General features: G+C 67.5%; 18 protein-coding genes, 1 tRNA gene and 3 pseudogenes. 13 read left to right on the top strand and 9 right to left on the bottom strand.

Annotated features, from left to right (window positions below):
* Positions 1 to 96: 96 nt before the first annotated feature.
* Genes ccmE through QP165_RS05170 form a run of 5 tightly spaced genes read left to right on the top strand, consistent with a single transcriptional unit; the run spans position 97 to position 4016 of the window.
* Positions 97 to 543, top strand: a complete 447-nt coding sequence (gene ccmE / locus QP165_RS05190) for a cytochrome c maturation protein CcmE (RefSeq protein ID WP_333994225.1) — start codon at positions 97 to 99, stop codon at positions 541 to 543.
* Positions 540 to 2453, top strand: coding sequence for a heme lyase CcmF/NrfE family subunit (locus tag QP165_RS05185; RefSeq protein WP_333994224.1), 1914 nt, complete (start codon positions 540 to 542; stop codon positions 2451 to 2453). Before ccmE ends, QP165_RS05185 begins: the two co-directional genes overlap by 4 nt.
* Positions 2450 to 2977 (top strand): redoxin family protein, encoded by a 528-nt coding sequence (locus QP165_RS05180; RefSeq protein WP_056018694.1) that lies wholly within the window; start codon positions 2450 to 2452, stop codon positions 2975 to 2977. Before QP165_RS05185 ends, QP165_RS05180 begins: the two co-directional genes overlap by 4 nt.
* Positions 2977 to 3384, top strand: coding sequence for a cytochrome c-type biogenesis protein (locus QP165_RS05175; RefSeq protein ID WP_333994221.1), 408 nt, complete (start codon positions 2977 to 2979; stop codon positions 3382 to 3384). The genes QP165_RS05180 and QP165_RS05175 overlap by 1 nt, the downstream gene beginning before the upstream one ends.
* Complete coding sequence (locus QP165_RS05170) at positions 3384 to 4016, top strand: hypothetical protein (protein WP_333994219.1); 633 nt, start codon at positions 3384 to 3386, stop codon at positions 4014 to 4016. Before QP165_RS05175 ends, QP165_RS05170 begins: the two co-directional genes overlap by 1 nt.
* Positions 4017 to 4129: 113 nt before the next feature.
* Here the strand turns inward: QP165_RS05170 and QP165_RS05165 are convergent, their stop codons facing one another.
* A complete protein-coding gene (locus QP165_RS05165) occupies positions 4130 to 4348 on the bottom strand; it encodes a DUF3072 domain-containing protein (protein ID WP_056015776.1) in 219 nt (72 codons plus the stop codon).
* Positions 4349 to 4398: 50 nt separating this feature from the next.
* Complete coding sequence (ald, locus tag QP165_RS05160) at positions 4399 to 5505, bottom strand: alanine dehydrogenase (RefSeq protein ID WP_333994216.1); 1107 nt, start codon at positions 5503 to 5505, stop codon at positions 4399 to 4401.
* A 126-nt stretch (positions 5506 to 5631) separates the two neighbouring features.
* On the opposite strand from ald, the gene QP165_RS05155 reads away from it, so the two are divergent.
* The 4 genes and pseudogenes from QP165_RS05155 to QP165_RS05140 all read left to right on the top strand — a co-directional run bounded on the left by QP165_RS05155 (position 5632) and on the right by QP165_RS05140 (position 8866).
* A complete protein-coding gene (locus QP165_RS05155; RefSeq protein ID WP_333994214.1) occupies positions 5632 to 6072 on the top strand; it encodes an Lrp/AsnC family transcriptional regulator in 441 nt (146 codons plus the stop codon).
* Between the two features lie 201 nt (positions 6073 to 6273).
* The gene (locus QP165_RS05150; RefSeq protein WP_443019265.1) at positions 6274 to 8205 is read left to right on the top strand and encodes a potassium transporter Kup; all 1932 of its coding nucleotides are present in this window, start codon (positions 6274 to 6276) and stop codon (positions 8203 to 8205) included.
* Between the two features lie 2 nt (positions 8206 to 8207).
* Positions 8208 to 8724: pseudogene (locus QP165_RS05145) on the top strand (2'-5' RNA ligase family protein).
* Between the two features lie 65 nt (positions 8725 to 8789).
* Positions 8790 to 8866: transfer RNA gene (locus tag QP165_RS05140), tRNA-Met, on the top strand.
* Here QP165_RS05140 and fdhD read toward each other — a convergent pair.
* The 3 genes from fdhD to QP165_RS05125 are packed head-to-tail and all read right to left on the bottom strand — an operon-like array spanning position 8845 to position 12454.
* Positions 8845 to 9657 carry a formate dehydrogenase accessory sulfurtransferase FdhD gene (gene fdhD / locus QP165_RS05135; RefSeq protein ID WP_333994212.1) on the bottom strand — a complete coding sequence of 271 codons (813 nt, stop codon included), beginning with the start codon at positions 9655 to 9657 and terminating at the stop codon, positions 8845 to 8847. The two genes, QP165_RS05140 and fdhD, sit on opposite strands and share 22 nt — an antisense overlap.
* Complete coding sequence (mobA, locus tag QP165_RS05130) at positions 9654 to 10259, bottom strand: molybdenum cofactor guanylyltransferase (RefSeq protein ID WP_333994209.1); 606 nt, start codon at positions 10257 to 10259, stop codon at positions 9654 to 9656. The genes fdhD and mobA overlap by 4 nt, the downstream gene beginning before the upstream one ends.
* Positions 10166 to 12454, bottom strand: coding sequence for an FdhF/YdeP family oxidoreductase (locus QP165_RS05125; protein ID WP_333994206.1), 2289 nt, complete (start codon positions 12452 to 12454; stop codon positions 10166 to 10168). The genes mobA and QP165_RS05125 overlap by 94 nt, the downstream gene beginning before the upstream one ends.
* 126 nt (positions 12455 to 12580) lie before the next feature.
* Here QP165_RS05125 and trxB point away from each other — a divergent pair.
* Positions 12581 to 13550, top strand: a pseudogene (trxB, locus tag QP165_RS05120) (thioredoxin-disulfide reductase).
* 276 nt (positions 13551 to 13826) lie between these two features.
* Here the strand turns inward: trxB and QP165_RS05115 are convergent.
* From QP165_RS05115 to QP165_RS05100, 4 genes and pseudogenes are all read right to left on the bottom strand, one after another.
* Positions 13827 to 14120, bottom strand: a complete 294-nt coding sequence (locus QP165_RS05115; RefSeq protein WP_333994203.1) for a hypothetical protein — start codon at positions 14118 to 14120, stop codon at positions 13827 to 13829.
* Positions 14121 to 14246: 126 nt separating this feature from the next.
* Complete coding sequence (locus QP165_RS05110) at positions 14247 to 14639, bottom strand: hypothetical protein (RefSeq protein ID WP_333994202.1); 393 nt, start codon at positions 14637 to 14639, stop codon at positions 14247 to 14249.
* Entirely contained in the window at positions 14627 to 15289 is a 663-nt protein-coding gene (locus QP165_RS05105) for a hypothetical protein (RefSeq protein WP_333994200.1), read from the bottom strand. Before QP165_RS05105 ends, QP165_RS05110 begins: the two co-directional genes overlap by 13 nt.
* Before the next feature lie 11 nt (positions 15290 to 15300).
* Positions 15301 to 15580, bottom strand: a pseudogene (locus QP165_RS05100) (acyl carrier protein).
* Positions 15581 to 15657: 77 nt separating this feature from the next.
* Here QP165_RS05100 and QP165_RS05095 point away from each other — a divergent pair.
* The 3 genes from QP165_RS05095 (at position 15658) to QP165_RS05085 (ending at position 19204) form a co-directional block, all read left to right on the top strand.
* Complete coding sequence (locus QP165_RS05095) at positions 15658 to 17196, top strand: acyl-CoA ligase (AMP-forming), exosortase A system-associated (protein WP_333994198.1); 1539 nt, start codon at positions 15658 to 15660, stop codon at positions 17194 to 17196.
* Positions 17193 to 18419: a pyridoxal-dependent decarboxylase, exosortase A system-associated gene (locus tag QP165_RS05090; protein ID WP_333994196.1), complete on the top strand. Its 1227-nt coding sequence runs from the start codon at positions 17193 to 17195 to the stop codon at positions 18417 to 18419. The genes QP165_RS05095 and QP165_RS05090 overlap by 4 nt, the downstream gene beginning before the upstream one ends.
* A gap of 140 nt (positions 18420 to 18559) precedes the next feature.
* Entirely contained in the window at positions 18560 to 19204 is a 645-nt protein-coding gene (locus QP165_RS05085; RefSeq protein ID WP_333994194.1) for an XrtA/PEP-CTERM system exopolysaccharide export protein, read from the top strand.
* Positions 19205 to 19215 lie beyond the last annotated feature (11 nt).

The raw sequence follows: 19215 nt of genomic DNA, 5'->3' as shown, positions 1-19215 counted from the left end.
CGCCTGGCCATTCGTGATCGCCGCCTATGGCGTGACGCTCGGCGGCGGCGGCGTGGTCGCGCTGCTGAGCTATCTTGCGATGCGGAAGGCGGAGCGATGAAGGCGAAGCATCAGCGGCTGACGCTTGCGTTGCTCGCGCTGGGCGCGGTCGTCGTCGCGGGGCTGCTCGCGCTGTCGGCGCTGAAGGATCAGGCGGCGTTCTTCTATGCGCCGTCGGACGTGCGGCGCGACGGCATCCCGCTGGGGCGCGCGGTCCGGCTTGGCGGGATGGTCGAGGACGGCTCGGTAAAGCGTGCGGCCGACGGCGTCACGGTGCATTTCACCGTCACCGACGGCGCGGCGACGACACCGGTCGTGTTCGCCGGCATCGTCCCCAATTTGTTCCGCGAAAAGTCGGGCGTCGTCGCCGAGGGCCGGTTCGAGCCCGATGGCCGCTTCGTCGCGTCCAATCTGCTCGCCAAGCACGACGAGAAATACATGCCGCCCGAAATGGCGGGCAAGATGCACGAGACCAAGACGCTGGTGACGGACCAGACGCCGTGATCGCAGAGGCAGGCCTTGCCGCGCTCTGGTTCGCGGGCGCGCTGGCGGCGTTGCAACTCGCCATGGCGGCAATCGGGATCGCACGGAACCGCGACGACGTCTCGGCGGCGGTGCGGCCGGTCGCGATCGTCCAGGGTCTGTTGTCGGCGCTGGCGATGATATTGCTGATCTGGCTGTTCCTGCGGTCGGACATGTCGGTGAAGCTCGTCGTCGAGAACAGCCATTCGGCCAAGCCGTGGCTGTACAAGTTCGCGGGCGCGTGGGGGAATCACGAGGGCTCGATGCTGCTCTGGGTGACGATCCTGGGGCTGGCGGGGGGCGCGGTCGCGATCTTCGAGCGTTCGCTGGCGGAGCGGACCCTGACCGCGACGCTGGGTGCGCAGGCGGTGATCGCGCTCGGATTCTATGCGTTCCTGCTATTCTCGTCGAACCCGTTTGCGCGGCTGAGCCCGGCGGCGCCCGACGGGCTGGGGCTCAACCCGCTGTTGCAGGATCCCGGCTTGGCGTTCCACCCGCCGACTCTGTACGCCGGCTATGTCGGACTGTCGGTCGCGTTCTCGTTCGCGGTCGGCGCCCTCGTGACGCGCGACGTCGGGCCGGCATTTGCCAGGGCGATGCGGCCCTGGGTGCTGATCGCCTGGATATTCCTGACGCTCGGGATCACCGCTGGCAGCTATTGGGCCTATTACGAGCTCGGCTGGGGCGGCTGGTGGTTCTGGGACCCGGTCGAGAACGCGTCGCTGATGCCGTGGCTGGCGGCGACGGCGTTGCTCCATTCAGTGACCGTGCTGGCGACGCGCGACGGCCTGCGCGCGTGGACGGTGATGCTCGCGGTGGTCGCATTCTCGATGTCGATGATCGGGACGTTCCTGGTCCGGTCGGGCATCCTGACGAGCGTGCATGCGTTCGCGGTGGACCCTGAGCGTGGTGCGTTCATCCTCGCGCTGCTGGCAATCTATATCGGCGGTGCGCTCGCGTTGTTCGCCGCGCGGATCGGCACCGTCCGCGCGGGCACGACGTTCGACCCCGTCAGCCGCGAGGGCGGGCTGGTCGCCAACAACCTGTTGCTGTCGGTGATCCTCGGGATCGTGCTGATCGGAACGCTCTATCCGATCGTCGCGGCGAGCTTCGGCGTACAGCTCTCGGTCGGGCCGCCGTTCTTCAACAAGGCGGCAGGGCCGATCGCGCTGCTGCTCGTCGCGGTGATGGCGGCGGGGCCGCTGCTCCGCTGGCGACGCGACGAGGCTCGCGCGGTGATCGCGCGGATGGCGCTGCCGATCGGCGCGACGGTCGCTGCCGCGATCGCGCTGATATTCGTCTGGCCGGGCGTACTGGCCTGGGCAGGGCTGTCGCTGGCCGCCGGACTCGCGGTGGCGAGCGTCGCGCCGTTGTGGAAGCGCAACCTGCGCCGCACGCCGCTGTTCACCTACGGCATGGTCATCGCGCATCTCGGCATCGCGGTCAGCCTTGCCGGAATGGCGTCGGACAGCGCGTTCACGCAGGAAACGCTGGTCGCGGTACGTGCGGGCGAGCCGGCGCGGGTTGGACCGTACCAGGTCACGCTCGACGGGATCGCGCCGGTGATCGGCGACAATTGGTCGGCGCTCGAGGCACGCCTGTCCGTGGTCCGCGGCACGAAGACGCGCGTGCTGCACCCGCAGCTGCGGTTCTTTGCCAATCCACCGACGAGCACCAACGAGTCCGCGATCCTGACCGCGCTCGACGGGCAGCTCTATACGGTGCTCGGCCAGCCCGACGCGCAGGGACGCTGGCAGCTGCGCCTGTGGTGGAAGCCGTTCGTGACGTTGATCTGGTTCGGCGGGGTGCTGATCGCGCTCGGCGGGATGCTGTCGCTGATCGGACGCGTGCGGCGCGAACGCCGTACGATGCTGCGGGCGGAGTGGGCGTGAAGCGCGTCGCCTTGTGGGCGCCACTGGCGATCTTCGCGCTGGTGTTCGTCGTCGTGATCAGCGGGCTGGTGAAGCCCGGCGAAACTGTCGTGCGCTCGGCGATGGTCGGCAAGCCCGTCCCCGACTTCGCGCTGCCGGCGATGGTCGCGGGCAAGCCGGGGCTGAGTGCTGCGACGTTCAGGCAGGGGCAGCCGCGACTGCTCAACGTGTTCGCGAGCTGGTGCGTGCCGTGCATCGCGGAGGCGCCGCAATTGATGCGGTTGAAGGCGGCGGGCGTGCCGATCGACGCGATCGCGGTTCGGGACACGGGGACGGCGATCGCGGGATTTCTCGCGCGCAACGGCGATCCCTATGCGCGGATCGGCAGCGATTCGGCAAGCCGCGTCCAGATGGCGCTGGGATCGTCGGGCGTCCCCGAGACCTTCGTCGTCGACGGCCGCGGGATCGTCGTGAAGCAGATCATCGGCGACATCCGGCCCGAGCAGGTCGACGAGATCGTCCAGGCCGTCAGGGCGGCGCGGTGATGCGGGGTCGTGTCTTGACGGCGCTGTTGCTGGTCGCCGCGCCTGCCACCGCGCAGCCGGTCACCCCGCCGGCGCCCTATGCCAATGTCCAGCTCGCCGATCCCGCCAAGGAAGCCTCCGCAAAGGCCCTGATGGAAACGCTGCGGTGCCTGGTCTGTCAGGGCCAGTCGATCGCCGACAGCGATGCGGACATGGCGGCCGACATGCGCGCGCTGGTCCGCGAACGGATCGACAGGGGCGAGGCACCCGCATCGATCCGCGCGTGGCTGGTGTCGCGCTATGGCGATTACGTCACCTATGACCCGCCGCTGTCGGCTCTGACCTGGCCGTTGTGGCTGGCGCCGATCGCGCTGTTGCTGGCCGGGATCTGGATCGCGCGGTCGAGTTTTCGTCGGAGGGCGCGCTGATGGGCTGGGTCATGCTGGCGGCGATCGCGGCTGCGGCGTTCGGCGTTCTGGCGCTGCTCAAGGTCGAGCGGATGCTGTGGTCGATGGTCGCGTCCGCGCTGATGCTGGGCGCGGCGGGCTATGCGCTGCAGGGCCGGCCCGGCCTTGCGGGGCAGCCGGTGATCGGCGGACTCGCGCCGGCGCCCGACGACGGCGCGACGATCGAACTGCGCGACCAGATGCTCGAGCGGTATACCGGGGCAGCGGCGTATCTGGTCGCAGCGGATGCGATGACGCGCCTCGGTGACCGTCGTGCGGCGGTGCAGGTGCTGCTCGGCGGGATCCGCATCGCGCCGCGCAGCGTGGTGTTGTGGACCGGCCTCGGCAACGCGCTCGCCGCGCATGACGGCAACCAAGTATCGTCGGCCGCGCTGTTCGCATTCCAGCAGGCAACGCGATTGGCGCCACGACATCCGGCGCCGCCGTTCTTTCTGGGACTGGCATATGTGCGTGCTGGCGATTTCGCGGCGGCGCGACCCTATTGGGCGCGCGCGCTGGCGCTGACGCCGGCGCGGATTTCCTATCACGATGCGATTGCCACGCGGCTGGCGCTGCTCGACCGGCTGCTGGAGGCCCAAGCGACGCGACCTTGATGGTCGCGGGGTGGCGGTCTTTGAGGCCCGACGTTCGTCAGGGCGGTTCGGAGAATTAGGGGAGACGGGGAGAGATCGGCGCATCGCGTCCGATCTCTCCTCCGCGCGAGCCGTTACTGGCCGCGGCCGGTCTTGCCCTGGAGCTCGTCGATCTTGAGCGAGGCATCGGCCTTGCTCAACGTCTCGTCGAATTCCTCATGCGCTTCCTCGGAGAGCGTCTTGAGATAGCTCGCCTGTGCGCCTGTCATCTTTTCGTCGCCGGTGGTCCAGTCGTGCGGATCCTTCTCGGCGTTCGAAAAGGGCTCGGACTTGGGGTTCGGGGTGTCGGACATCGGAAATTCCTTTCCCCTGTCCAACACCCGCGTTCCGCATCCGTTCCCGGTTAATTCGACCACGCTTCGTAAGGTAGATCCAGATCATCCGCGACCGCCTTATAGGCGATCTTGCCCCTGTAGACGTTGAGCCCGTTGGCGAGATGCGGGTCGGCCTTCATGGCCGCCTCCGCACCCAGGTTCGCGAGCTTCAGCGCGAACGGGAGCGTCGCGTTGTTGAGCGCGAACGCCGACGTACGCGCGACCGCGCCGGGCATGTTCGCCACGCAGTAATGGATCACGCCGTCGACCTCGAACACGGGATCCTCATGCGTGGTGGCGTGGCTCGTCTCGAAGCAGCCGCCCTGGTCGATCGCGATGTCGACGAGGACCGAGCCGCGCTTCATCGTTTTCAGCATCTCGCGCGTGACGAGCTTGGGGGCTGCTGCGCCCGGGACGAGCACCGCGCCGATCACGAGATGCGCATTCTTCACCGCCGCCGCGATCGCGGCCTTCGAGGCATAGGCGGTCTTGATCTGGCTGGAGAAGAACATGTCGAGCTCGGCGAGGCGGTCGTTCGAAATGTCGTAGATCGTGACGTCGGCGCGCATGCCGACCGCCATCTGCGCGGCGTTGACGCCCGAGACGCCGCCGCCGAGGATCGCGACCTTGGCGGGCGCGACACCGGGGACGCCGCCGAGCAGGACGCCGCGACCGCCCTGTTCCTTTTCGAGATAATGCGCGCCGACCTGCACCGACATGCGGCCCGCGACCTCGGACATCGGCTTGAGCAGCGGCAGGCCGCGGCGGTGGTCCGTGACGGTCTCGTACGCGATGCAGGTCGCGCCGGACTTCATCAGCCCTTCGGCCTGCGGCTTGTCGGCGGCGAGGTGGAGATAGGTGAAGAGCAGGTGGCGTGGTTCGAGCATCGCGATCTCGACCGGCTGCGGCTCCTTGACCTTCACGATCATGTCCGCGGCGGCGAAGACCGACTTCGCGTCGGGGAGGATCGTCGCCCCCGCGTCGATGTAATCCTGGTCCTCGAAGTCGATGCCCGACCCGGCCTGAGTCTCGACGACGACCTCGTGGCCTGCGGCGACCAGCTCGGCGACCGACGGCGGGGTCAGGCCGACGCGATATTCGTGATTCTTGATTTCCTTGGGGACACCGACACGCATTGCTTCCACTCCTTATGTTTGCGCGCCTTTTACGCTGCTTCGCGCGGGAAGGGTTCGCAAACATGTCCCGGTCAGCTATGTCAAACGCATGATTTGTGTGATCCCCTGCTCATTAGCGAGAAATTCTTGAGCAATTCGATCGAGCGCAGGATCCTCGACCTGCTGGCGGCGAATTCGGATCTGACGAGTGCGGAGCTTGGCGAGGCGGTCGGGCTGTCCGCGAGCGCGGCGCATCGCCGGGTGGCGCAGCTGCGCGAAAGCGGTGCGATCAGCGGGTACCGCGCGGTGCTGTCGCGCGCGGCGCGCGGCGATCCCAGCATCGTCCTCGTCAACGTGACGCTCCGCGACCAGCGCAAGGAGACGATGGCGGCCTTCGAGGCGGAGATCGTGCGCTGCCCGCAGGTGGTGCAGTGTTTCCTGATGAGCGGCGAGGCCGACTATATGCTGCACGTCGAGATACGGCAGGGCGAGACGTTCGAACGCATCCACCGCGAGACGCTGTCGCAATTGCCGGGCGTCACGCGGCTGGCGTCGCACTTCGTGATTCGCGAGGTGATCACGCGCTGACGGTTCGACGCCCAGACGGGCGCAAAATGCGTCGCAACCGGCTCGGGGAGCGGCGGTACATGATCAGCAGCGGTTAATCCACGTTGCCGGCGGTGCCGTTGCCGCCCCCTGACGTGCATGCTAAATGCGCGCGCTTGGGGCACAGGGTGAAATCGGACATTCGATGATGATTGCTGCACTTCCGGGTCGATTCACCGTCCAGTGAGCGTCGACCAGACCGCCGCGGCTTCGACCGTGCCCCCCGCCGGCCTTGATCCGGATACCGGCCACCATCATTCGGACGGCATGCTCAAGCTCGCCTTCGGGGCGATCGGCATCGTGTTCGGTGATATCGGCACGAGCCCGCTCTACGCGTTCCGCGAGACCTTTGCCGGCCACCACAAGCTCGCGCTCGATTCGGCGCACATCATGGGCGTCATCAGCCTGATGTTCTGGTCGATGATGATCGTCGTGACGGTGAAATACGTCATCATCATCATGCGCGCGGACAACAAGGGCGAGGGCGGCAGTCTCGCGCTGCTCGCGCTCGTCTCGGGCAAGACCAAGACGCGGCGATGGAGCAAGGGGATCATCCTGCTCGGCGTCTTCGCGACCGCGCTGTTCTACGGCGACAGCATGATCACGCCCGCGGTGTCGGTGCTGTCCGCGGTCGAGGGGCTCGCGGTCGCCGCACCGAGCTTTGCCGGGCTCGTCCTGCCGATCGTGATCGCGATCCTGATCGCCTTGTTCTGGGTCCAGAAGAGCGGCACCGCGCGGATCGGCATGGTGTTCGGGCCGATCATGCTGGTGTATTTCAGCGTCATCGCGGTGCTCGGCATCCTCAGCATCATCCAGACGCCGGGCGTGCTCTGGGCGTTCTCGCCACATTATGCGGTCGAGTTCTTCCTGATCGACCCGACCCGCGCCTTCCTCGCGCTCGGTTCGGTCGTGCTCGCGGTGACCGGCGCGGAGGCGCTCTATGCGGACATGGGGCATTTCGGCCGCCGGCCGATCGGCATTTCCTGGCTGTTCTTCGTGCTCCCCGCGCTGATCCTCAACTACATGGGGCAGGGCGCGCTGCTGTTCCGCGACGGGCAGGCGGCGCTCGTCAGCCCGTTCTACAATCTCGCGCCCGAAAGCCTTCAGCTGCCGCTCGTCATCCTCGCGACGATGGCCGCGGTGATCGCGTCGCAGGCGGTGATCTCGGGCGCGTTCTCGGTCACGCAACAGGCGATCCAGCTCGGCTTCATCCCGCGGCTGCGGATCGAGCATACCAGTGCCGCGACCGCGGGCCAGATCTATATCCCGCTGGTCAACGGCGCGCTGATGGTGATGGTGATCCTGCTGGTGCTGTTCTTCCGCACCTCGTCGAACCTGACCAGCGCCTACGGCATCGCGGTGACGGGGGCGATGCTGATCGACACCTGCCTGCTCGGCGTCGTGCTCTTCCGGCTGTGGAACTGGCCGAAGATCGCCGCGATCCCGCTGCTCGCGATCTTCTTCACCGTCGACGGCGCCTATCTGGCCGCGAACCTCACCAAGGTGCCCGATGGCGGCTGGTTCCCGCTGCTGATCGGCCTCATCATCTTCACCTTCCTGACGACGTGGTCGAAGGGGCGGCAGCTGATGATCGACCGGATGCGCGAGGCGGCGATGCCGATCAAGGTGTTCATCGGCTCGGCGGCCGGTTCGGCGTCGCGCGTGCCGGGCACCGCGGTCTTCATGACCTCGACCTCGGACGGTGTGCCCCACGCGCTGCTGCACAACCTCAAGCACAACAAGGTGCTGCACGAGCGCGTGATCCTGCTGACGGTCAAGATCGTCGGCCAGCCCTATTGGCCGGCGCATGACCGGGCGGTGCGCGAGGAGCTGGGTGACGGCTTCCACCGGCTGATCCTGCGCTATGGCTTCATGGAGGACGCCGACGTCCCCGCGGCGCTGCGCCAGGTGCATAGCTGCGGCGCGGACTTCAAGATGATGGACACCAGCTTCTTCCTGTCGCGGCAGACGCTGCTCGCGTCGGACAAGCCGGGGATGATGATCTGGCGCGAGAAGCTATTCGCGTGGATGCTGCGCAACGCCGAAAGCGCGATGGAATTCTTCCGTCTGCCGACCAACCGCGTGGTCGAACTCGGCAGCCAGATCGAGATTTGACGATGACCGAGATAGTGCCTGCGCCGATCATCGTGACGGCGCTGTTCGGGCGGCAGGACACGGCGTTCTTCGACGCCATGCGGCGCGAGCATTTTCCGCCCGAGCGCAACCAGCTCGATTCTGCACCTGACGCTGTTCCACCACCTGCCACCGTCAGGGCTCGACGAGCTGAAGCACCGGCTGAACCAGGAGACGCGCGGGCTGCCAGCACCGCGGGCGCGGATCGGCGGGCTGATGTCGCTGGGGCGCGGCGTCGCCTACCGGATCGAATCGCCCGAGCTGGTCGGGATCCGTGCGCGACTGGCGGATGCCTTCACGGGGATGCTGACGCCGCAGGACGCGGGCGGCTGGCGTCCGCACGTCACGATCCAGAACAAGGTCAATCCGTCGGTCGCCAAGCTGCTGCTCGGCAACCTGCAGCGTGATTTCGTATCGCGGGACGTCGAGATCGCCGGTCTGGGTGCGTGGTGGTACCGCGGCGGACCCTGGGAAGCGATTTCCCGGCACATGTTTGCTTGACCGCCTCGAATCCGCTTCCTATAGGCCGCGCCTCGCAGGGACGAACGCGCTCCTGCAGACGGTACGGCGAAGTAGCTCAGTTGGTTAGAGCACGGGAATCATAATCCTGGGGTCGGGGGTTCAAGTCCCTCCTTCGCTACCATTTTCAAACACGCCGAACGGATCGTTGACGACCAGGATCGCGTCGCTCCGGGCGAGCGCGAGCAGCGTCAGGCCGTGCGCCCGCGCATGATCGATCGCGAGACTGGTCGGTGCGGAAATTCCCACCAGCATCGCCACGCCTGCGACCAGCGCCTTGTCGACCATCTCGAAGCTGATCCGCGACGTGACGAGGATGAAGGCGGGCGGCTCGGTCGGCCGGATCGCCAGCCCGCCGACGAGCTTGTCGAGCGCATTGTGGCGGCCGACATCCTCATAGGCGGCCAGCACGTCTCCCGACCGGTCGCACGCGGCGGCGGCATGGATCGCCCCCGTCGCGGCGTTGAGCGGCTGATGCGCGCGCAACCCCGCCAGCGCGGCGAACAGCGCCTCTACCGACGCCTCCGGGCGGGGCGGGGTGGTCCTGACGGGTTTGCGGAGCTGTTCGAGCCCGGAGATGCCACACAGCCCGCAACTCGTGTCGCTGGTGCGGTGGCGGACGCGGTCATGAATTCGCCCCTTGCACCGGTCGGACAGACCGACGCGGACGATCCAGCCCGCCTCCGCCTCGAACACGTCGATGTCGCGCACGTCGTCGGCAGCGTCGGCAAGACGTTCGGTCAGGAGGAACCCGGTGGTGAACTCGGCCAGGTCGGCGGGCGTCATCATCATCACCGCATAGCCGAGCCCGTCGACCTCGATCGCGACCGGGACTTCGACCGCAATCGCGCGTTCGCCGCGCGTCTGCGAATCGGGGCGCAGGATCGTGGTCGGCTGGATCCGCGAGACGGTCATAATGCTGCCATGTCGGCCGGCGTGTTGACGTTGGGGACCGGGCCCGCGGCGATGATCGGCAACGCGCCGATCGCCTCGGCCCAGCCGCGTACGGACCGCCGCGGCGTCCGTTGGATATGCGCGAGCAGATGTGCGGCGAACGCGGCCTGCCAGTGGCCGAGCACAGGCGCATCGTTGCAATAGGCGGGCGCACGGCGCGCGAGTGCCGCGAGCAGGCCATCGGGCAGCACCGGCATGTCGCAGGCGATCGTCATGACCGAGGTAAACCCGAGCGTCGCGGCATGGTCGAGTGCGCCCGCTATCCCGCCGAGCGGCCCGAGTCCGGGCTCGGGCAGGTCGACGATGGTACCGCCGATCCCAGCGATGACGACGTCCGCCACATAGGGCCGCAACAGGTTTCCTGCGTGATGCGCGAGCGGCCGGTCACCGAACAGCGCCTGTGCCTTGTCCGACCCGAAGCGCGAGGATTGCCCGCCCGCCAGGACGACCCCGAGGATACTGTCCTGCGTCAGCGCGATTTCTCGATCCGGACGGGTACGGACTTGCCGGCGGGAACATGGCTTTCGCGCGCGTGATGCGACACCGGCATCAACAGGTTGCACTCGGGATAATAGGCCCCGACACAGCCTTCCGGGATCGAATATTCGACGACCCTCAGCTTGCCAAGGCGCCGGTCCGCGTTCGACCCTGCATCACCGACCAGATCGACGTCGTCGCCGTCGGCGATGCCGAGCCGTGCGATGTCCTTCGCATTCATGAAGACGATGTCGCGCGTCCCCTTCACACCGCGAAACCGGTCGTGATAGCCATAGACCGTGGTGTTGAACTGATCGTTCGACCGCAGCGTCATCAGGCGGAAGCGGCCTTCGCTCTCCTCGAACCCGGTCACGTTGAGCGACTGGGGTACGTTGAATTCGGCCTTGCCGCTTTCGGTCTTCCATTCACGGTGTGCCGCGGGGACGCCCTTCCAGAAGCCGCCGGGGGTGAACATCTGCGCGTTGAAGTTGCCGAACATGTCGGGATAGGACACCTCGATCGCGTCACGGACATGGCCATAGTCGCCGACCCACGTATCCCAGTCGAGCTTCGGGTTGGGCGCGAGCGTGGCCTTGGCAATCCCGGCGACGATCGCGGGTTCGGACAGCAGGGTCTCCGCGGCAGGCGTCGCCTTGCCCTTCGACCCGTAGATCTGGCTGAACGAATCCTCGATCGATACGCTCTGCGGGCCGGTCGCCTGCATGTCGGTCTCGATCCGGCCGAGGCAGGGGAGCAGGTAGCAGGTCTGGCCGGGCAGGAGGTGCGAGCGGTTGAGCTTGGTTGCGATGTGGACGGTCAGGTCGAGATCGCCCCATGCGGGCTCCATCGTCGCATGGTCGGGGATGGCGCGGACGAAATTGCCGCCGAGCCCGATGAACGCCTGGGCGCTGCCGTCGAGGACCGCCTCGCACGAGGCGACCGTGTCCCAGCCCTTTTCGCGCGGGGGCTCGAAGGCATATTGCTCGGCGAGCAGATCGAGCGGGGCGAGTTCGGGCTTCTCGGTGATGCCGACGGTACGCTGTCCCTGCACGTTCGAATGACCGCGCACTGGGCCCATGCCCGCGCCCGGCTTGCCGATATTCCCGCGCAAGAGCATCAGGTTGACGACCATGTGGACGTTGTCGATGCCGCCGACATGCTGGGTCAGCCCCATGCCATAGACCGCGATGACCGCCTTCGACTTCGCATACACCTTTGCCGCCGCTTCGATATCGGCACGAGGCAGGCCGCTCTCATGCTCGATCGTCGCCCAGTCGGTCTGGCGCGCCGAATTCGCGAAATCGTCGAACCGTGTGGTGTGCTCGGCAATGAACGCGTGATCGAGCACGGGCAGCGTGTTGATCTGCTTCGCGCGGTCGTCCGCTTCGATCAGATATTTGCACATCCCCATGATCGCGGCGACGTCGCCGCCAGTCTTCACCTGGTGATATTGCGATGCGATCGGCGTCGACTTGCCGGTGACCATCTCGATCGGGTTCTGCGGATCCTGGAATTTCTCGAGGCCGCGCTCCTTCAGCGGATTGAAGACGACGATCTCGACGCCACGCTTCGCGCAGTCGCGCAACGGGTGGAGGAACCGCGGGCTGTTCACGCCGGGGTTCTGCCCGAAGTAGAAAATCGCGTCGCACTTCTCGTAGTCGGTCAGATGGATCGTGCCGACCGCAGAGCCGATCGCGGACTTCAGCCCGACCGACGTCGTCTCGTGGCACATGTTCGAACTGTCGGGCAGGTTCTGGCTGCCGTACATCCGCGCGAGCAGGCTATACATGTACGAGGTCTCGAGGCTGGCGCGGCCCGAGGCGTAGAAGATGACCTTGGTGGGGTCGTAGGTCTTGAGCTTCGCGCCGATCCCGGCAAATGCCTCGTCCCAGCTGCACGCGACATATTTATCGGTGGCGGCGTCGTATTTCAGCGGATGCGTGAGGCGCCCGGCTTGTTCGAGGTCGTAATCCTTCCAGCCGAGCAGTTCGCTGACGGTATGCTCCTGGAAAAATGCGGGGGTGACGCGGAACGAGGTGAGCTCCCACGCAGTCGCCTTCGCACCGTTCTCGCAGAATTCCGCGACGTGCGGGTGCGCGGGCTTGCCCCAGGCGCAGCTGACGCAGGCAAAGCCGTCGGGCTTGTTCTGGCGTGCGAGTTCGCGGACGACTTCGGGACCGACCTTTTCGCGCGCGGATATCTCGATGAGCGATTTCATCGATCCCCAGCCACCTGCGGGTGCGGTGTAATCCTCGATCTCAATCGTGCGGTCTTCGCTCATCATAATCTCCGATTTCCTCCTTCAACGAAGCGCGAATGGTTTCGATGCAGGCCAAAGCGTTCTGTCGATGGTTCAAATCACACGGTTGATCGCCTAGATGACGTCTGACTCTCCAAGGATATCAGAATGACGACGCATACCACCCGCATGCTCATCCTCGGTTCGGGGCCCGCCGGGCTGTCGGCCGCGATCTATGGCGCGCGTGCCGGAATGGCGCCGATCGTCGTTCAGGGCATTCAGCCGGGTGGCCAGCTGACCACCACCACCGATGTCGAGAATTATCCCGGCTTCAAGGACGTCATCCAGGGGCCGTGGCTGATGGAGCAGATGCAGGCGCAGGCCGAGCATGTCGGCACGCGGATGATGTGGGACACGATCGTCAAGGTCGACGTCAGCAGCCGGCCGTTCCGGCTGACCGGCGATAGCGGCGACATTTATGAGGGCGAGACGCTCGTCATTGCGACGGGTGCGCAGGCGAAATGGCTCGGCATCGACAGCGAGGAGCCGATGAAGGGCAAGGGCGTCAGCGCGTGTGCGACCTGCGACGGCTTCTTCTACCGCGGCAAGAAGGTCGCGGTGATCGGCGGCGGCAACACCGCGGTCGAGGAAGCGCTGTACCTGACCAACCATTCGCCCGACGTGACGCTGATCCACCGCCGCGATCTCGCTGCGTTCGGAGAAGATCCTCCAGGAGCGGCTGTTCGCGCACAAGGGCGTGACGGTGCTGTGGAACAAGGAAGTCCGCGAGTTCGTCGACGGCGGCGGCAATGCCGGGCTGGTTGCGCTCGAGCTCGAGGACACGGTGACGGGCGAGCGGTCGCGGCTGTCGGTCGATGGCGGGTTCGTCGCGATCGGGCATCACCCCGCCACCGAGCTGTTCCGCGGGCATATCGATCTCGATTCGGACGGGTATATCTCGGTCGAGACGGGGTCGACGCGTACCAGCGTCGAGGGCGTGTTCGCGTGCGGCGACGTCGCCGACAAGGTCTACCGCCAGGCGGTGACTGCCGCGGGCACGGGCTGCATGGCGGCGCTGGACGCCGAGCGGTTCCTCGCGGCGGCGGAATTCGCCGAACTGGCCGAAGCCGCGGAGTAACTGCGGGGGCGTGCGTCCTTCCGATCCACGCCCCTCCACCCGTCATCCTGACGAAAGTCAGGACCCAGAACCAGGAACGGCATCGTCTGTAACCCTGGATCCTGACTTTCGTCAGGATGACGAGCGTGGGGAGGTGCCTGTGTTCCCCTCACATCTTTCGTCCGGCTGACGGGCGGGGGAAGCGCCAGCGTCCCATCCCACCCTCCGTCATCCTGACGAAAGTCAGGATCCAGAGCCAGGAACGGCACCGCCCGTAACGCTGGGTCCTGAGTTTCGTCAGGATGACGAGTGATGGGAGGTGGGGGGCTGTGCATCGTGCGTGCAGGCGATCGCCTCCCTGACCGCGGCCTCCAATTCAGCGGCATTGGCGGAACCGGCAAAGCTGTGCGAACCGGTGGCAAGCCGCACGATCCGTGCCGCGCCGCGGTAACGCGCCGCAAACACCTGCGCGGTCGCATCCCCGGTCGCGAGCAGGATGACGACGCGGTCCGCCCAGCCGTCGATCGCGCCGCAGACCCGGCTCGCGAGGTCGCCCTCGACCTCCCCCGACGGACGCGACAGTCTCGCCACACCCCGGACCAGCTTGCGCAGGTCGATCCCGCCGCGGAGCAGGCGTCTCCACGTGGCCGGATCGCGCAGCCGCGCCGCATAGCGCGCGCGGATCGCGGCGGCGGGGGAGGTCGTCGGTCGGCGCGATCACCCAGGGGTTTGCGAGAAGCAGCCGGTCGATGCCGGCCGCCCCCCGAACAGCGCGAGCGCGCTCGCGGCGTCGCAATTGCCGAAGCCGACCAGCCGCGTGACGTGCGGCGCGGCGGCGCGAAACGCGGCGGCGGCGGCGACCAGATCGGGCTGCGCGCCGAGGAAGCCCGTATTCTCCCCCGTCGAATCTCCGACACCGCGGCGGTCATAGCGAAACACCGGCGTGCCCCCCGCCGCCAGCCGCCGCGCTAGCATCGCCATGCCGCGGTGCGCGCCGCTGCGGATCTCGTTGCCGCCCGACACGATCAGCAGCCCGGTCGCGCCCGCGGCGTCGTCGAGCGTCGCGACCAGCGTCTCGCCCTCGCAGGGGACCGCGATCAGTCGGCGCATGTGGCGATCCACCCGGCCACGTCGGCGGCGAGCGCCTCCGTGAGCGTCGCGTCGCCGCCGGGTTCCGATCGCCGCCACAGCGGCGCGCCGGGATAACGCGCATCCGCGGGACGCGGATCGCTTTCGAGTCGAACCGTTCGCGACGCGGCATGCGGTGCGGCGTCGCGCAGATCGGCGAGCAGCGCCTCGGACAGGCTGTTACCCGCGTAACCATCCTCGTCGGGCATCGTCGACGCGCCGCGGATCCGGTTCAGCTCGCGCAGAAGGTCACCGCCCGTCTGCGGTGCGAGCCGCCACCGCCCGACGAGGCGCGCGTCGCTATCGACGAGCGCACCACTGCGAATCGTGAGCCCGTAAACCGGCGCGTCGAGTGTGCCGGCAAGCGTGGCAAAGGCCTGACGCAGATCGGCCAGCCGCAGGCCGCCCGTATCGATCAGGCTCTCGCCGGTACCGGGCAGGTCGGGCAGGATGCTGCCGATGCCGCGCCCGGCCAGCGCGCGCAGGATTTCGACGAGGAACGCGCGCGTGCGGTTTGCCTCCTCGAACAATGGCAGTGCGGCGACGACGATTGGTCCGGTGTCGGGGCCGAAGCGCAACGTCGCCTCGCGCCCACCGGCCCAGTCATAATGGTCGAAGCGCGCGCCGGTCATCCCGGCGGAGGCTAGACCAGCGCCTTGCGCGCGGCAAACTGGACGAGCGCGCCGAACGTCTCAAGCATTTCCCCGTCGATCTCGTCGTCCTCGATCAGGATAGCGAGACGGTCCTCGAGTTCGGTCAGGACGCTTGCCACGGCCATCGAGATCGAGTTCGGGCAGCGCGCCGAACAGCGGCGTGTCGGCGGTAAACGCGGCGACTCGGCCGGCGTCGAGGCCGAGGATGTCGGCGAGGACGGCGCGCACCGTCGTTTCGACTTGGGAAGTGCCTTCGAAGATCACGAGCATCGCCTGAACCGTTACGAACCCGGCCCCGCTAGCCTGTGGGGGTGAATTCGGCAACGGCTTGGCGCTATGGGGGGATCATGATCCCGCTCGACCCCGTCCCGTATCCGATCGACCACCTCCCGCTGCGTGGTGTGCCCGACGATGTCGCGCTGATCGACCGCGCGGGGACGATGACGTTCCGCGACCTCGAAATCGCGGTTGGTTCGCTCGCAGGCTGGCTCGCGGGGCAGGGGTTGGCAAAGGGTGCGCGCGTCGCGACCTGGCTGCCCAAGACGCGCGTCGCGTGCGTGATGCCGCTCGCGGCGGCGCGCGCGGGGCTGGTCCATGTGCCGGTCAATCCGCTGCTGCGGCGCGCGCAGGTCGCGCATATCCTGGACGACAGCGGCGCGGCGCTGCTGGTGACGCAAGGCGCGCGGGCGGCGACGCTCGAGCCGGGCGACGTGCCCAAGGGCTGCAGAATTGTCGACGAGGCAGTGCTCGATCTGCAGCGTGATGGGGGCTCGGGGCCGTCCGATGCCGATCCGGATACGCTTGCAGCGATCCTCTACACCTCGGGATCGACCGGGCGGCCCAAGGGGGTGATGCTGAGCCATGCGAATCTGTGGCTGGGTGCGATTTCCGTCGCGCATTACCTGAAGCTCGACCGCACCGACCGCGTGCTGGGCGTGCTGCCACTCTCGTTCGACTATGGGCAGAACCAGCTGTTCTCGACCTGGGTGGCGGGCGCATCGGTGGCGCCGATCGACTACTTGGTCGCGCGCGACGTCGTGAAGGCCGTCGAACGCGTGGGGGCGACGACGCTCGCGGGTGTGCCGCCGCTCTGGGTGCAGCTGCTCGAGGCGGACTGGCCGGCGGCGACCGCAGCGCGGCTCGCGCGGTTGACCAATTCGGGCGGTGCGCTGACGCCGCGGCTGGTGCGGGGGCTGCGCGCACGGTTTCCGGCTGCGGACATCTACGCGATGTACGGGCTGACGGAGGCGTTCCGCTCGACCTATCTCGACCCGTCGCTGATCGATTCGCATCCCGACGCGATGGGGCGGGCAATCCCGTTCGCCGACGTCTGGGTCGTGAAGCCCGATGGCACGCGTGCGGCGCCGGGCGAGACGGGGGAACTGGTCCATGCGGGACCGCTCGTCGCGCAGGGCTATTGGCGCGATGCGGAGCGGACGGCGCAACGCTTCCGCCCCGTGCCGGCGGCACTCGGTTCGGGCGGGGGAATGGCGGTCTGGTCGGGCGATACCGTCATCGAGGGGGCGGACGGCCTGCTCCGGTTCGTCGGTCGCGACGACGAGATGATCAAGAGCGCGGGCAACCGGATAAGCCCGCTCGAGGTGGAAGAGGCGGTTCTGGCGGGCGGCGAGGCGCACGAAGCGGTCGCGGTCGGCGTGCCGGACGCGCGACTGGGACAGGCGATCATCGTGATGCTGGCGGGCGATGCGTCAGGCGAGGCCGCATTGCGAGCGCGGTTGCGGACCGCGCTGCCGAGCTTCATGCAGCCGGGCGTATATCTGTGGCGACACGAATTGCCGCGCAATGCCAATGGGAAGCTGGACAGGTCTGCCATCGCGGGTGAGATCAGGTCCTGGTCCGCCGCGGATGAGGAGGGCGCGCAATGAAGCCGATGGGTGCATTTTCGCCTGAGTTCGCGCAGCAGCATGGGCCGCTGGTGATCGGTGGGCGGTCGGCGGCGGACTGGGTCGCGCAGGCCGGCGACACGCCACTCTTCGTCTACGACAGCGCGATCGTTGCGGCCCGGATCGCGCGGTTTCGCGCGGCGATGCCCGCGATCGACCTTCATTATGCGATCAAGGCCAATCCGCACGGCGACCTGCTCGCGGCGATCGCGCCGCTGGTCGACGGGCTCGACGTCGCATCGGCGGGCGAGCTCGCGACCGCGCTCGACGTCAAGCGCGCGTCGGCGATCAGCTTCGCCGGGCCGGGCAAGCGCGACGACGAACTCGCGGCGGCGATCCGCGCGGGGGCGACGCTCAACGTCGAATCGGAAGGCGAGGCGGCACGCGGCTTTGCGATCGGTGAGCGACTGGGCATCGCGCCGCGGATGGCCGTGCGCGTGAACCCCGATATCGAGCTGCGGGGATCGGGCATGCGGATGGGCGGACGGGCGTCGCCGTTCGGGGTCGATGCCGTCCGGGCCGCCGCGCTGGTGACGGCGATCGTCGCGGCCGGTGCGGACTGGCGCGGGTTTCACATCTATGCGGGCAGCCAGGCGCTCGATGCGGGGGCGATCATCGAGACGCAGGCGGCGACGATCGCGCTCGCGGCGCGGCTGGCGGAAGAGGCTGCCGTGGCGCCGCCGCTCGTCAATCTCGGCGGCGGGTTCGGCGTGCCGTATTTCGCGGGCGACGTTGCGCTCGACGTCGAGCGGGTCGGTGAAGCCTTGCGCGCCGCGCTCGACGACCGCGCGGCGATCCTGCGCGAGACGCGGTTCGCGATCGAGCTCGGGCGGTGGCTGGTCGCGGAGGCGGGCGTCTACCTGACACGCGTGATCGACGTGAAGCAGAGCCAAGGCGAGACCTTCGTCGTGGTCGATGGCGGGCTGAACCACCAGCTCGCGGCCAGCGGCAATTTCGGGACGGTCGTGCGCCGCAATTATCCGATCGCGGTGGCGACGCGGATGGGGCATCCGGCCGCCGACACGGTGTCGGTCGTGGGGCCGCTCTGCACGCCGCTCGACAGGCTGGGTGACAAGGTCGCGCTGCCGCCGGTCGCGGTCGGCGACCTCGTCGCGATCTTCCTGGCGGGCGCTTATGGCGCGAGCGCGAGCCCCGCGGCGTTTCTCGGGCATCCTCCGGCGCGCGAGATCGTTACTCCAGTCTAACCCCAGCCACCGCGCCGAGGGGAGCATGGTTACGGGGCGCTCCTAACGCTATCTTCACCTGTTCCCTGCATAGCCGATCATGAGTTTAGCCGGCTGTCGGACGTCCGACGGCCGGTATGGCGCCAGGAGAATAAGTGCCCATGCGTTCCGGACCCGTATCCCGTTCCCTGACGATCCTGGGGCTCGCAGCGTCGACGCTCGGCGCGTGTACGAGCGGCGGCAGCCGGCCCGTGCTCCCGCCCGCGGCCTATGTCGCGAACAAGGAATTGCCGGGCGAGGAATATGTGATCGGGCCGCTCGATCAGCTCAACATCTTCGTCTGGCGCAATCCCGAGCTGTCGTCGAAGGTGCAGGTCCGCCCCGATGGCCGGATCACGACGCCGTTGGTCAACGACATGCCCGCGGTCGGCAAGACCCCGGCACAGCTGGCCGACGACATGAAGATCGCGCTCGGCGAATATGTTAAGAGCCCAATCGTGTCGGTCATCGTCGAGAATTTCAGCGGCACCTACAGCCAGCAGGTCCGCATCGTCGGCGCGACCGAAAAGCCCGCCTCGATCCCGTACCGCGCGAACATGACGCTGCTCGACGCGATGATCGCGGTCGGCGGGCTCAACCAATATGCCGCGGGCAACAAGGCGCGGCTGGTGCGGTACGACCGCGCGAGCGGCAAGCAGACCGAATTCTCGCTGCAGATCTCGAACCTGCTGAAGAAGGGCGATTCGTCAGCCAATGTCAGGCTCGAGCCCGGCGACGTGATCATCATCCCCGAATCGATGTTCTGAGGGACGTGATC

It is taken from the genome of Sphingomonas sp. 22R3R2A-7, from assembly GCF_036856055.1.
In the GTDB taxonomy this organism is placed as follows: domain Bacteria; phylum Pseudomonadota; class Alphaproteobacteria; order Sphingomonadales; family Sphingomonadaceae; genus Sphingomonas.
The sequence above is the reverse complement of the archived record's forward strand: the minus strand, read 5'-3'. Positions and strand labels throughout refer to the sequence as shown.

Excerpts from the sequence above, each read along its gene's own strand:
- ccmE (WP_333994225.1), top strand. The coding sequence starts at position 97 with ATGAAGGCGAAGCATCAGCGGCTGACGCTTGCGTTGCTCGCGCTGGGC.
- QP165_RS05175 (WP_333994221.1), top strand. The coding sequence starts at position 2,977 with ATGCGGGGTCGTGTCTTGACGGCGCTGTTGCTGGTCGCCGCGCCTGCC.
- QP165_RS05170 (WP_333994219.1), top strand. The coding sequence starts at position 3,384 with ATGGGCTGGGTCATGCTGGCGGCGATCGCGGCTGCGGCGTTCGGCGTT.
- QP165_RS05165 (WP_056015776.1), bottom strand. The coding sequence starts at position 4,348 with ATGTCCGACACCCCGAACCCCAAGTCCGAGCCCTTTTCGAACGCCGAG.
- ald (WP_333994216.1), bottom strand. The coding sequence starts at position 5,505 with ATGCGTGTCGGTGTCCCCAAGGAAATCAAGAATCACGAATATCGCGTC.
- fdhD (WP_333994212.1), bottom strand. The coding sequence starts at position 9,657 with ATGACCGTCTCGCGGATCCAGCCGACCACGATCCTGCGCCCCGATTCG.
- QP165_RS05125 (WP_333994206.1), bottom strand. The coding sequence starts at position 12,454 with ATGAGCGAAGACCGCACGATTGAGATCGAGGATTACACCGCACCCGCA.
- QP165_RS05110 (WP_333994202.1), bottom strand. The coding sequence starts at position 14,639 with ATGCGCCGACTGATCGCGGTCCCCTGCGAGGGCGAGACGCTGGTCGCG.
- QP165_RS05105 (WP_333994200.1), bottom strand. The coding sequence starts at position 15,289 with ATGACCGGCGCGCGCTTCGACCATTATGACTGGGCCGGTGGGCGCGAG.
- QP165_RS05095 (WP_333994198.1), top strand. The coding sequence starts at position 15,658 with ATGATCCCGCTCGACCCCGTCCCGTATCCGATCGACCACCTCCCGCTG.
- QP165_RS05090 (WP_333994196.1), top strand. The coding sequence starts at position 17,193 with ATGAAGCCGATGGGTGCATTTTCGCCTGAGTTCGCGCAGCAGCATGGG.
- QP165_RS05085 (WP_333994194.1), top strand. The coding sequence starts at position 18,560 with ATGCGTTCCGGACCCGTATCCCGTTCCCTGACGATCCTGGGGCTCGCA.